Here is a 12,528-nt window from a genome sequence, read left to right as displayed (position 1 = left end):
AAATGGAACCATTACGCATTCATCAAGGCCTTGTCTGTCCAATTAACCGCTCAAACATTGATACAGACCAAATTATACCGAAGCAATTTTTAAAGCGCATTGAACGAAGCGGCTTCGGCCAATTTCTTTTCTATAACTGGCGTTTTGACGATGACGGTAATCCAAATCCTAATTTCGAATTAAATCAACCACAATATAAGGGTGCTTCTATCCTGGTTGCCGGTGAAAACTTCGGCTGCGGCTCCTCCCGCGAGCATGCCCCTTGGTCAGTTCAGGACTTTGGCTTTAAAGTAATCATCGCGCCAAGTTATGCAGATATTTTTAAAAATAACTGCGTAAAGAACGGGATCCTTGCCATCGCTGCTACTGAAGAACAAGTTCAAACTATTATGAAAAAGGCAGAAACTGCAGGCTATTCACTTACAGTAAATCTTGAAGAGCAAAGGGTTTATGATAACGATGGTTTTGAATTGACTTTCGACATTGCTCCTTACCCAAAGGAAATGCTCCTAAATGGTTGGGATGAAATCGGCGTTACCTTAACCTACGAAGATAAGATTAAAGAATACGAGCTTGCACGACAGTAATAAAAAGAGGGCTTGGTCTCCAAGCTCTCTTTTTATTGCTATAAGTTATCTAATATATTCGTGTTATCCGGTTCCTCATTAAAGGAAAGGACTTCATCAACTGGCTGGTAGGATTCACCGTAAAAATGTTCATCCTTATAGGTATGAATCAAATTATATGTTTTTTTCATAGCTTCAAAAATCATTTCCTCTGATTCATGATGCGGCGCCCAATAGAGGATTTCCATTTTGTTTACTTCATTTGTCGCCAACGACCTTCTTTCGTAACCGATTGACTCGGCATGCTCAAAGCCTTCCCGTTTATAAAAGCGCAGTCTTTTGGCCGTATCGCTGTCTTTATAATTAACCGGCTCCACTTCCAGAATAATTGGCTTCTCCTTTTGCTTCATTTTTTCCAAAAGCTTATGGCCAAGCCCTTGCCCGCGGGCGTTGCTTGAAACGAATAGATAGTCGATAAAGACAAAATTATCTAGTTCCGCATACATCAATACATGATTAGGCCCCTCATCCTTATGATAAATATCGGATTGCTCTCGAAGCAGCGTTTCCATATGCTCCCGCGATTTCATTTCCTCAACCGGAAAATATTGATTTAACTTTTCATACCAATGCATTTACATGGCTCCTTTATTAAATGTATATATTGATTTTCCGCATATTGTGACCGGATTATTCCGGGGTCAATAAACGCAAGAACTGAGCAGGAACTCTCCTGCTCAGTTCTTACAAAATTAGAACTCCGGTAAATTGTCTAGATTATTTTCTTTAATACCATCCGGTTCACTGCGAATAATATCTCTCCCGTATTTATGAAAAACATCAATATGGGCGATTCTACCTGACTTTGCTTCATCCAAGGCCTGGAGATAATCCAATTCCCTGCCTGTGTTTGTCTTAAAAGCAATGATATCTCCATCATCGTTTTTCTTAACAGCAACAAACTCTTCTTTGCCATCAGGATTAGTTTCCCCCGCCTCAGCCTGGGCCTGCTGCTCCCCTTGCTGCTTGTATTGCTCATAAATATTTTCAAAATCCTTTTGTTCCATCCATTTCACCCCCGAACATTTGTTAGTATTTTTCCTTTTAAAAAAATTATCCTTGATTAAAAAAATGTCAAAAAAAGTTCCAAAATTATCCTTTTGCCAACATGGTATAATTTACCTAGTTGGGGAGGGGTGATGAAATGGATATACTTGACCATAATGTTTGGTTTTATATTCGTGACCATCAACAACAGGGACCTGTCGGCATGTTTGAGTTAAAAAAACTGTTTGAACAAGGGATTCTAACAGGAGATAGCTTTGTTTGGTGCCCTCAAATGGATTGTTGGTGCATGGCTAAAACCCTTAAAGTGTTCCAGTTTGCCGATGAACAAGATTCAATAAATTATTCCTTAGTTTGGGAGGAAATCAAAAAGGATACCTATCCTGCCGGAAGGCCATTTGTGCGATTTCTAGCCAGGTTCTTTGACCTTGCCCTGTTCACATTTTTCCTTATAGCTTTTGTATCTATTTTTTCTCCGAAGTATATCGTTGAATCCTCAGCCATTACCGTATTCATGATTTGCCTAATACTTTATATCCTAGTAGAGGCCGCCATTCTCTTTGTCTTTGGGAATACGCTCGGTAAGTCTCTATTAAACACTCGTATGAAAACAGTTACGGGTGAACCCATTAATTTTGTTAGCGCACTGAAACGAAGTATTTTCGTAACAGCCGCCGGAATGGGACTTGGAGTGCCCCTCATCAATATTATTTGTTTTGGTCTCGCCTTTTTAGATTTAAAAAAACACGGATATGCCATTTGGGATAAGCAAATTGGAACCATTGTTTTATACGGAAGGGTAAGCTTTGCCAGAATCCTTTTCGTCAGCATAATCCCTATTGGATTATTAATAACTGGCTTCGTCATTTAAGCTTTTCACTTTTTAGCGATATGGGTAAAATCAAAAAATCTAATCCCCCTCCACTAATTCCAATATATTCCATAATTTTAAAACTCATATGCATCAGCATGGGTTCACAAAAGGTTCAGAACTTAAAAAGGACCAGAGCGATTCCGGTCCTGTTAATCCATTTTCTTCTCAAGCAGCGTCTTATTATCCTTACTTGAAATGGTGACTTGGTAAGGGTCATTTTTTACCATTTCCCAAACTTCGTCCGTGTGAATAAAGTCATCAATCATCGTATAAAGATTATCTGCCTGCTCCTCTGCTTTTGGGTCGCTGCTTGGTAATGTCATTTTCACGTGTATATAGAATACTCCGTTTTTGCTGACATGGCTGACCCCTTTTACGTTATACTTTTTGTAGGTCATCAATTCCGTCCCAATGGCCCCTATTGCATTCCCCCAGCGGTTATACTGCTGTCTTTTTTCAAGATTAAACGTCCGGTGTTTAACCTCAACCGATTCTTTTCCTGCTGATTTAAGGGCCTCTTCGACTGCCTTCTTGATCTCCTCAATTCGATCTTTGCTTTCAGTACTTGGGAATTCCAGTTCGATCGTATTAATACTTCCACCAAATCCATTACTGAAATCATATCCTTTTGCCTTGAGAACAGACTCGGCAATGTTAAATATCTCGGTTGTTTCTTTGTCAGTCCGCTCCTCCTCTTGCTTCCATTTCTCAGATGGCTCCACATATTTTCTAACTTTAACATAGTAATCTTCGGTCCTTGTTCCCCTATATTTTTCACCACGGATAATATTATAGGAGGTTTTTTCAATCCCGGCCTTCATCTTTTTAATGTTTTCATCAGATGTATCTAGGTATACATAGACCCCCTCCTCTTTGCCGCCAACATGCTCAATAGCCTCTATTACAGGGTAACCTTCTTTTTTAAGTTCCTTTTCAACGTATTCAGATACATTTCCGTCAAACTGTGCATAAAAAGAGCTAAGAGGTGGAATTTTCGCCATCATTTTCGCCATGGTTGGGGAAACAAAGCCGGAACCAACAAACAGCAGAAAAACGGCTGCCGCTGCTGAAATAATAGCTGTAACTTTCTTTCCCGGGCCCCACTGCTTTTTCATTTTTTTTTGAAAAAACGCCCACTCTCTGTCAACACGCTCGAGCCTGTTCTCATCGAACTGGCCTTCTTTAAATCTTTGCGGAAGATTTTTGGTGAACCTTTCAAGGGATACAGGCACTTGCAACGGATCCATGGTATTTCTATTCTCTCGATTAGATTCCATACGATTTCACCTCCATTGAATAGCTGCTGTCATTTTTGATCATATCAGCGAGCTTTTTTCTCCCCCGGCTCAGCCTCGTTTTGATGGTATTGATATTTTCATTAAGAATCAGGCTGATTTCCTTTATCGACAAATCCTCATAATAGTGGAGAAGGATTGGAACGCTTTGTTCTTTATGTAGGTTTAAAATGAGGCGCAGCAGTTCTTCGCCATTTTCGTTTTGGATGGCTTCATACTGAGCTGAAGCTGATTTCATTCGCTCTTGCGCCTCAGGATTTTCCTCGATATTGCTATATCGGATCCGGGAATTTTTGCGATAAATATCTATGGAACGTGAATAAACAAGCCGGTAAAACCATGCCTTAAATTGGCGGATTTCCTTGTTTCTCATAATGCTGATATAACAATCCTCCAATGCCGTTTGGACAGCATCTTCGGCTAATTCTTTGGAACGGAGAATAAGAAAAGCTGTTTTATAAGCGCTGTTCAACAATTCTTCGACAAGCAAACTGAACGCTTCTCCATCCCCCATTCGAATCCGGTTCATTAGGTTTTGTTCCCCATCCAAATTGGGAACCCCCTTTCCACTTCTTTCTTTCTATAATTAAGTCGTTTTCAAGCCCCTGTTTGGTTTCACTTTTTTCAAAATTAATAGCCCAAAATGTGGTTTTTTCGGGAAAAGGACTATAATACTTATATCATGCTTTCAATTCTCGGAGTGAACAAAGATGCTATTGTTAAAGAAAACTCATAATCCACGAAACAATAAAGAACTGCTTGCACAAATTACTGACGACAGCTTGGACATTAAACAAGTCCTTATCGAGTCAGAACAGCTTTGCCAGCTATTTCTCGAAAAAAATATCCTTCTTGAGCCCGGCACTCCCAACTTTCCTTTTAAGCAAAGAATCATAGAAAGGCTCTTTAGAATTTTAGCAATACCCTCAAATCTCTTGGAACCAACAAGACTTTCCGTTGACTCAGAAGGGTATGTCATTCCTGACTGGAAAGATAAATTGGATCAGGAATTTACTAAGCTTATGGGGTCCATAAATAGGGAAGTCAATGTGGCGGATTTCGGGGCAGTCGGAGACGGTGTCACTGATAACACCGCAGCTTTTAAAAAAGCGATTGGGACTGGGCGTGTGAAAGTCATTGTCCCCCCAGGTGTATACATAACAAAAGGAATCTGCCTGCCTTCACGGACATGCCTTATTGGGGCTGGTAAAGGGATTACGACCATCCGGATGCACGGCGCTGCACCAAAAGGAATGAGGCTGGTCACCAATCTGAGCCATTGGCGCGGCAACCATCATCTATTCGTACAGGGGCTTAGTTTGGATTGGAACGTCGAGAGGCTGGGGGATACGCCTAAAACCAGCACTTGGGGAAATCACTCCAGCTGCTTGACGTTTGCAAATGTCCAGTATGGCTGGGTAAAGGATGTCGAAGCGATCAATCCGGGTCTGCATGGCTTTGATATTACGTCTACCTTGTACAATTATGCTGGTGATGGCTTCCGTGCCCGTGGAGGCAGCAAGTATGTCTGGCTCGATAATTTAAACGGTCACGGCTTCGGCGATGATGGCATTACTACCCACCATAGCGATTATATTTGGATCTCAAATTCGCATATGTGCGACCCAAGCGGCCGCGCCCACCAAAATGGTTTTTCGAACTCGAATGGGATTGAGGTGGATGATGGATCGAGGAATGTCCTTCTCGTCAATAATTCAACAGCCAGATGCTTTGGAGGTGTGGAAATAAAAGCCCATCAAAATTCATCGGCCGCCTCTAACGTACAAATCGTTGGGCATATTTCCTTAAACGATAACCGTTCCTTTAACTTCCGGCATATCGGCCATCACAAAAGTACGGACCTAGAGTCGAAGACTGCCTATAATGTTTTGGCAGTAAATTTGGCTTCAATTGCACCTGTCTTTTCAGATTTATATAAGGATTCCTCTCCACGTGGTTTGGTGATTTCCGCCTATAAGAATGTGGTGCTGAACCATGTAACTTTTATTGGCGATCCTGACTATGACTATCAAGGGAATCCTGTCGCTGCGATTCAATACCGGGCGAGGAATGTTGCCCTAAACAATGTTTCTTTTAAAAATTTTAAAACTGCAGGAGCCGGAATAAAGATTTTCGGCGGCGAAAATCGGGCTGATTCGATTGAAATACGGAATGTAGAAGTTAAAGGCTCGGCTTTAAGGCCTGTTGTTGTTGGCAAAGAGGTTAAGAATATTAAAATGGCCATCATGGAACCAATTTAAAAAGCGCCAGAGATTATCTTTGGCGCTTTCCTTCTTTTTCTACGATAATTCCGTCAACGAGCTTCTCTGCCGCTTTTCGATATAAATTGCTCATATGGACTAGGGACGAAATCATCAGGACCTGTTCAAGATAGGGCGACTTATCCTCTTGCCCTTCCGCGATTTCTTCCTTTACCTCCAGCCCTCTTCTTGTCATTTCCTCTTTAAAATCGGCAACATTTTTAGCAGCCTGATTAAGATAACTGTTATAGAAAGAATCAACATCGATATCTTCCTTCATAATTCTTTTGTTTATCCCATCAAGGGTGGTTTTAATGTCATTAATGGATAGGGCACCTTTCAGTTGATAGATAAGACTGATTAGGATGAGATGCTCTTTCGAGTATTTTTTATTTTTAATAGGAAAAATAAGCTTCCCTTTGGCATAGTTGTTAATCATGGTTTTCGTAAGAACCTTTTCCTCAACATTCCGCTTCGATTCCGAGAATTTATTTTCGAAAAGCTGGATGACCTGGTCCATATACAAATCTATTTCCGGAATATCTTCTAATGATAAATTCGCCTCTAAACCCAGATCTTCAATGAATTGATTGATTTTTTCCATTACTGCAATCCCCGTTCACTTCATTAATATTTTTTATTATACCTAAAGAAATTAACGTTGACTAGACAAGCATACACTTGTATCATTATATGTAGTTATGAAAACTACATGTTGAAATGGGAGTGTTACAAAATGAATGCGTATATTCGAGAGCCCATTAACGGACTCACTCATTTGACCGGTGCGATTCTGTCTTTTGTCGGACTGTTGGCAATGGTAATCAAAGCTTCACTGACTTCCCAATCGCCCCTTGCCATTGCTGCTGTCATCATTTTTGGCATCAGCATGATTCTTCTTTATTCAGCCTCGGCAACCTACCATATGGTCATTGCAGGGGAAAAAGTGGTTGCATTTTTAAGGAAACTTGATCATTCGATGATTTTTATCATGATTGCCGGTACGTACACTCCATTTTGTTTTATCAGCTTAAATGGAAAAACAGGTGCAGTTCTCTTTTCGATTATTGCAGCAGTCGCAATCTGCGGCGTTGTGTTTAAAATGGTTTGGTTTCACTGTCCACGCTGGATCTCAACTGCCTTGTATATTGTGATGGGCTGGATGGTGGTCTTTGTGTTTTCGCCGCTGGCAGGCAGCATCAATCCATACGGATTATTTCTGCTGGTACTCGGCGGTATTTTCTATACCGTTGGCGGCGTCATTTATGGAGCGAAACCAAAGTTTTTACAATTTAAAAATTGGGGCTTCCATGAAATTTTCCATGTCTTCATTATGCTTGGGAGCTTAGCCCATTTTATGTGCGTGTTTTTATATGTCATCTAATAAAAAAGAAGCTTGGATTGTTCCAGGCTTCTTTTAATGCTTAATGCAATTTTTTAAATCCGTATTTTTTAAAAATGTCCATCGATGTTTGATTTTGAAGATATTCGAGAAACAACTCGGCTTCTTTTGGATGTTGCGATTCTTTTATGACACCTGCCGGATAGATGATAGGAGTATGTGTGTTGTCCCCAGCCGTTGCCGCTATTTTTACTCTTTTGGAGGTTAATGCATCAGTTTTATAGACAACTCCCGCATCCACATTACCCGTTTCAACATAGGTAAGGACTTGGCGGACGTCTTTTGCGTAGACCACTTTACCCTGAAGGGAATTCCAAATATTCAATGCTTCGAATGTTTCCTGCGCATATTTTCCGGCAGGCACCGATTCCGGGGTACCAACCGAAATGTTTTCTGCACGCGAAACGTCATTAAATTTATTAATGCCTTTCCTATTGTCCTTCGGAACAACTAACACCAGGTCATTACCTACAAGATTAACACTGTTTTTCTTTTCAATATCGCCTTTTTGGACCAATAAATTGAATTTATCCTCTGCAGCCGAAAAGAACAAATCTACAGGCGCCCCTTGGGAAATCTGCTGCTGCAGCGCCCCCGAAGCCCCGAAGTTATAATTAACTTTTACATTTGGATGGGCTTTTTCAAAGCTTCCTTTAATATCATTCAAGGCATCCTGTAGGCTCGCTGCGGCGGAAATGGTTAATTCCACTTTCGCATCTTTCTTGTCCACTTTATTGGCTTGATTATTGGAAGAACATCCGGATAGGACAAATACTAACAGCAGTGCTGTGAAAAATATTTTTTTCACCCGATGTCCCCTCTCCCCATTAACTCCTCATACAAAACCACCGCATGGTTATAGACCGTGTCCTTCGCGCCGTATAAGAGCGTAATGTTTTGGGACTCTGCCATCTCGATCATTTGACTAATTAATTGAAGTTTCACTTCATCAGTACGGAGTTCTTGTATATAACGGCTGCGGAACTCGTCAAACAGCTCCGGTTTGTGGCAAAACCACTTTCTAAGATCCGGGCTTGGTGCGATCTCTTTATACCAATGATCAAGCCTTGCCGCATCCTTCGAAATCCCCCTCGGCCAGAGCCGGTCCACCAAAATCCGGCACCCATCCGATTCATCGTAAGGCTCATAAACTCGCTTTAATAAAATGCTCAGCATTAATCCTCATCCTTTACATCCAAGTCTTCAGGTATGGGCTCACTTAAGATTTCTTCTACAAGCTGTTTGTATTTTTCCATTTGTTTTAAATGGGTGTTGAATTGCTCTTTGTTGATTAGGTAATCACTGCCGTCAAAAAGCGTGCGGATTTTTTTCTGCTGAATGAGCTTTTTAACGTCAGCTTCTGAAATGGATAAAAACTCTGCTGTTTCTTTGATTGAAAGATACATAGTTAAATCCCTTCTTTCTGAAACGAAAATGATTCGACAACACGGCCATCCCGACCTTTTGTGCTGACTGCCTGGGTCAAGGAATTTAAAATCGCTTCCTCTGCCGCTTCAGCTGCAGCAGAAAACAGCTGATTCATTATTGGATGATCTTCACGAAGCTGGGCCCGAGTTTCCGTGATTTCATCCGAGAAATGAGCAATTTTATGAGCGGTTGAAAAAGCAATCACAATATCACCGCTGCCATGGCTGAAATGGCTTCCTGTCCGTCCAAGCCCTATCCCGCAGCGTTTTGCCACACGCAGGAGCTGCCGGTCGCTTAAAGGAGCATCAGTTGCTAAAACGATAATAATGGAACCGTCAGCTGTCTCAGATAGACCACCTGAGGGAAGGTATTGAAAGCCTCGAAAATCTTCTTTCCTTCCGAAATTACTTAGAACCATACATCCCACTGTATATTCTTGGGCGATTCGGGACGATGAACCAATCCCGCCCTTATAACCAAAGCAAACCATCCCTTTTCCAGCACCAACGGCCCCTTCCTCCGCACGTTGTTCAGAGGCCTTTTTTATAGCTTCAATGGCATGTTCAGGTTTAACCGGGAATAACCGAATAGAGTTTAAATAACTATCATTACATTCCCCAACCACTATATTAATGGTTCCCGTCGAATCGCCAATTTCAGGATTCTCCTCCAGCATATATTCAAGTGTCCCTTGTGTCACTGCCGGGACCCCGAAGGTATTTGTTAACATAATCGGTGACTCAAGAACTCCTAATTCATTGACCTGAACCAGCCCAGTTGTTTTTCCAAAGCCGTTCAGAACGTAACTTGCCGCGGTCACCTTTTCTTTAAATACATTACCTTTATGCGGTAAAATGGCAGTTACCCCTGTACAGGCATAGTTGTTTCCAGTCTCATCTAAGGGAAAGTCAAGAGTTACCTGGCCTACCAAAACGCCCCCGACATCAGTAATACAGTTTTTTTCCCCTGCTTCAAGCCTGCCGATTGTGATTCCTAAATCGCGAGCTTTCATCATACCACCCCTGGCCGGTGGTCAAGGAAGTTTTGTGAGGCAAAGCCCCTAACCTCTTCTTCACTGTAATGTTTTAAAAGTTCATTGATCAGGTTTTGCGACTTAGCGGCATTCTCTAAATCAATGATAAATTGTGATATTCCATCAAAATCCGATCCTAAGCCGATTTGTTTTACACCGCCGAGGGAGCAGAAATGATCAATATGCTTGATGAGGTCACTAATGTGTGCATCCCCAGATTCATTGATAAATGGCGGATTATAAACGACATGGATCAGTCCGCCCTTTTGGAACATTGCCCCAGCTTGCTCATCAGTTAAATTTCGTGGGTGGTTACAAAGGGATTTGGCGTTGGAGTGGCTCGCAATCGGATAATCTGCGAGTTCCATGACATCCCAGAATGCTTTTTCGCACAAATGTGAAACATCTGTGAGGGCTTGATGTTCATTGTTTAATTGCACGATTTCCTTCCCAAATAATGTGAGCCCCGCCCCGCGCGGCTCGCCGGCACCGTCAGCCGCCAAATTGGCGTTATTCCAGGTAAGGCCGACAGACCGGACACCTAATCGGAACAATGTACGCAACTTCATAAGGTCGTTGCCAATTGCGTCTACACCTTCAAGCGTCAGCATTGCACCAATTTGGCCAATTTTGAGCTGGTCAAAGTCAGCCCAATTCTTTATATGTACCATGTCGGGATTTTCTCCCAAGACTTCCTTATAAAAATAATCGACTTGCTCCAACGCTGCCTGGAATTTTTGATCGGATGGGATGTCCGGTTCAATAAAGATCGCAAAGCACTGAGCCTTGATTTTGCCCTGCTGCAGGCGGAATTTGTTTGTTTCTAATTGCGGGGCATCGGTAAATCTTAGCTTGCCTTTACCCTCAGAAAGTTTTAGTAACGCATCACAATGCAGGTCGATGATATTCATTCTGGCCGACTCCTTTTTTTAAAAAATTGTATCATAAAAGTTAGGAGTTATACCTAGAACTTGAATAGTTTATATTCTATTTCCTGCAAACCGCTTTATTTTCGGGAGCAAATAGTTTTCCATATGGTTCCCCCAATTTATCTCATAAAAGCCATTATCTCCCTATAAACTAAAAATCCCTATCCTTATACATTTTTTTATAAAAAAATCAGCAGGGTTAGCTGAACCTGCCGATTATGTGTACAGATTAATATTTTCTTAGAAAAATAGGCTCTTTACCCAATAATCTATTACGAAGGATTTCGTGACATAAACTTAGGGCCTTTTCTATTTCTTGGGTTGCATTCCCTAATATCCTTAGAGCAAAGCCAGGAACCGCAAGCATTGAAAAGCCGATTCTAAGCTCACCACAAAGATTGAGAAGCTCATGGAGTTCTTCTAAAAGCTCCTGATTCACCTTTTCATGTATGACAATCATTGTTCCAAAATGGGTAAACCCCTCCATATATCCAATTCTTTTGAGGTCTTTATCCGGCTCCAGTTTTAGATGGTCAAACAAAATTATGCGGCCTTCCAAATAAACCTCCATCCTCGATTGTAGCAAGTCATACCGGAATAATGTCCCATCCGGGGCCCAGCCCGGAGTGAAAATATCGGTACAAATCAGTGAGGCACCTTGTTCCATCTGCACAATCATACGCTGCTTGTAACATGCGTTCTGGTAGGCAATCACCGGATCGGGCAGATATTCCAAAACACTGCCTTTTCTCAAATTAATCTCCATTTCCTGAAAAGCAGGAAGGGTTCTAGTTTTATAAATCTTCGTAGAAGATTGGGTAGTCACCACCGCCTGTGCATCTTCTTCTAAATCCATATCAACCTTGTACGTGTCACCGTCAAGGTAACCTCCTCCGGGGTTCATAATATACAGATAAGCCTCGCCGCCCGGTGTCAGGTAGAGGGGTCTTGTCACTTTAAATGCGCCCTCAGAATAGGAGTCTTTTAAGATGGTTTTCTCCCCTTTCCTTTCACCTATTAGTCTTAAATATCCTGTACGGGCAGTCACTTATGCCAGGCCTGCCAGTAACGCATTTTTTTTAATCCAGTCAATCACATTATCGAGACCTGAATCCGTTTTTAAGTTCGTAAAAATAAAAGGCTTATTGCCGCGGGCCACTCTCGTGTCAGCCTCCATTACTTCCAGGCTGGCACCGACATATGGCGCCAAGTCGGTTTTATTGATGATAAACAAATCCGACTTGATCATTCCTTGCCCACCTTTGCGTGGTATTTTTTCCCCTTGGGCCACATCAATGATATAAATGGAAAAATCGACGAGCTCCGGACTAAAGGTAGCTGCCAGGTTATCACCGCCACTCTCCACAAAAATAATTGTTAAATCTGGGTGTTTTTCCTTTAATTCATCGATCGCCGCAAAATTCATCGAGGCGTCTTCCCGAATAGCGGTATGAGGACAGCCCCCTGTTTCTACCCCAATAATCCGGTCGGCAGGCAGGACGCTGTTTTTCATTAAAAATTGCGCATCCTCTTTTGTGTAAATATCATTGGTCACAACGGCTATCTTGAATTCATCATTCATATATCTGCTTAATCTTTCAACGAGCAGGGTTTTACCAGCTCCAACCGGTCCGCCAATTCCAATTCTTATTGGTTCCATTGTTTTTCCCTTCTT

16 protein-coding genes are annotated in these 12,528 nt (G+C 41.8%); 4 read left to right on the top strand and 12 right to left on the bottom strand.

Annotated elements, in window-relative coordinates:
• The first annotated feature begins 2 nt into the window (after window positions 1–2).
• Window positions 3–587, top strand: coding sequence for a 3-isopropylmalate dehydratase small subunit (gene leuD, locus ACZ5AE_RS05125; protein ID WP_464570086.1), 585 nt, complete (start codon window positions 3–5; stop codon window positions 585–587).
• Between the two features lie 38 nt (window positions 588–625).
• Here leuD and ACZ5AE_RS05120 read toward each other — a convergent pair whose 3' ends face one another.
• Entirely contained in the window at window positions 626–1,201 is a 576-nt protein-coding gene (locus ACZ5AE_RS05120) for a GNAT family N-acetyltransferase (protein WP_464570084.1), read from the bottom strand.
• A 117-nt stretch (window positions 1,202–1,318) separates the two neighbouring features.
• Complete coding sequence (locus ACZ5AE_RS05115; RefSeq protein ID WP_464570082.1) at window positions 1,319–1,633, bottom strand: DUF3892 domain-containing protein; 315 nt, start codon at window positions 1,631–1,633, stop codon at window positions 1,319–1,321.
• Window positions 1,634–1,770: 137 nt separating this feature from the next.
• Here ACZ5AE_RS05115 and ACZ5AE_RS05110 point away from each other — a divergent pair, with 137 nt between their 5' ends.
• Window positions 1,771–2,502: an RDD family protein gene (locus tag ACZ5AE_RS05110; RefSeq protein WP_464570080.1), complete on the top strand. Its 732-nt coding sequence runs from the start codon at window positions 1,771–1,773 to the stop codon at window positions 2,500–2,502.
• A 152-nt stretch (window positions 2,503–2,654) separates the two neighbouring features.
• Here ACZ5AE_RS05110 and ACZ5AE_RS05105 read toward each other — a convergent pair whose 3' ends face one another.
• Both ACZ5AE_RS05105 and ACZ5AE_RS05100 read right to left on the bottom strand, forming a co-directional pair.
• Window positions 2,655–3,782, bottom strand: coding sequence for a DUF4179 domain-containing protein (locus ACZ5AE_RS05105; RefSeq protein WP_464570078.1), 1,128 nt, complete (start codon window positions 3,780–3,782; stop codon window positions 2,655–2,657).
• Window positions 3,772–4,350 carry an RNA polymerase sigma factor gene (locus tag ACZ5AE_RS05100; protein WP_464570076.1) on the bottom strand — a complete coding sequence of 193 codons (579 nt, stop codon included), beginning with the start codon at window positions 4,348–4,350 and terminating at the stop codon, window positions 3,772–3,774. Before ACZ5AE_RS05100 ends, ACZ5AE_RS05105 begins: the two co-directional genes overlap by 11 nt.
• 160 nt (window positions 4,351–4,510) lie before the next feature.
• Between ACZ5AE_RS05100 and ACZ5AE_RS05095 the strand changes: the two genes are divergently transcribed.
• Entirely contained in the window at window positions 4,511–6,061 is a 1,551-nt protein-coding gene (locus ACZ5AE_RS05095) for a glycosyl hydrolase family 28-related protein (protein ID WP_464570074.1), read from the top strand.
• 13 nt (window positions 6,062–6,074) lie between these two features.
• Here ACZ5AE_RS05095 and ACZ5AE_RS05090 read toward each other — a convergent pair whose 3' ends face one another.
• Window positions 6,075–6,665 (bottom strand): DUF1836 domain-containing protein, encoded by a 591-nt coding sequence (locus ACZ5AE_RS05090; protein WP_464570072.1) that lies wholly within the window; start codon window positions 6,663–6,665, stop codon window positions 6,075–6,077.
• A gap of 132 nt (window positions 6,666–6,797) precedes the next feature.
• Here ACZ5AE_RS05090 and trhA point away from each other — a divergent pair, with 132 nt between their 5' ends.
• Complete coding sequence (trhA, locus tag ACZ5AE_RS05085; protein ID WP_464570070.1) at window positions 6,798–7,445, top strand: PAQR family membrane homeostasis protein TrhA; 648 nt, start codon at window positions 6,798–6,800, stop codon at window positions 7,443–7,445.
• A 40-nt stretch (window positions 7,446–7,485) separates the two neighbouring features.
• Here the strand turns inward: trhA and modA are convergent, their stop codons facing one another.
• From modA to ureG, 7 genes are all read right to left on the bottom strand, one after another.
• Window positions 7,486–8,271: a molybdate ABC transporter substrate-binding protein gene (gene modA / locus ACZ5AE_RS05080; protein ID WP_464570068.1), complete on the bottom strand. Its 786-nt coding sequence runs from the start codon at window positions 8,269–8,271 to the stop codon at window positions 7,486–7,488.
• Window positions 8,268–8,639, bottom strand: coding sequence for a DUF488 domain-containing protein (locus ACZ5AE_RS05075; protein WP_464570066.1), 372 nt, complete (start codon window positions 8,637–8,639; stop codon window positions 8,268–8,270). Before ACZ5AE_RS05075 ends, modA begins: the two co-directional genes overlap by 4 nt.
• Window positions 8,639–8,869 carry an excisionase family DNA-binding protein gene (locus tag ACZ5AE_RS05070; RefSeq protein WP_464570064.1) on the bottom strand — a complete coding sequence of 77 codons (231 nt, stop codon included), beginning with the start codon at window positions 8,867–8,869 and terminating at the stop codon, window positions 8,639–8,641. The genes ACZ5AE_RS05075 and ACZ5AE_RS05070 overlap by 1 nt, the downstream gene beginning before the upstream one ends.
• Before the next feature lie 2 nt (window positions 8,870–8,871).
• Window positions 8,872–9,903: a DmpA family aminopeptidase gene (locus ACZ5AE_RS05065; RefSeq protein ID WP_464573547.1), complete on the bottom strand. Its 1,032-nt coding sequence runs from the start codon at window positions 9,901–9,903 to the stop codon at window positions 8,872–8,874.
• Window positions 9,903–10,835, bottom strand: coding sequence for a dipeptidase (locus ACZ5AE_RS05060; RefSeq protein ID WP_464570062.1), 933 nt, complete (start codon window positions 10,833–10,835; stop codon window positions 9,903–9,905). Before ACZ5AE_RS05060 ends, ACZ5AE_RS05065 begins: the two co-directional genes overlap by 1 nt.
• 247 nt (window positions 10,836–11,082) lie before the next feature.
• Window positions 11,083–11,901, bottom strand: a complete 819-nt coding sequence (locus ACZ5AE_RS05055) for an urease accessory protein UreD (RefSeq protein WP_464570060.1) — start codon at window positions 11,899–11,901, stop codon at window positions 11,083–11,085.
• Complete coding sequence (gene ureG / locus ACZ5AE_RS05050) at window positions 11,902–12,513, bottom strand: urease accessory protein UreG (protein WP_464570058.1); 612 nt, start codon at window positions 12,511–12,513, stop codon at window positions 11,902–11,904.
• Between the last annotated feature and the right edge of the window lie 15 nt (window positions 12,514–12,528).

Source organism: Neobacillus sp. S1227, assembly GCF_055385255.1.
The sequence above is the reverse complement of the archived record's forward strand: the minus strand, read 5'-3'. Positions and strand labels throughout refer to the sequence as shown.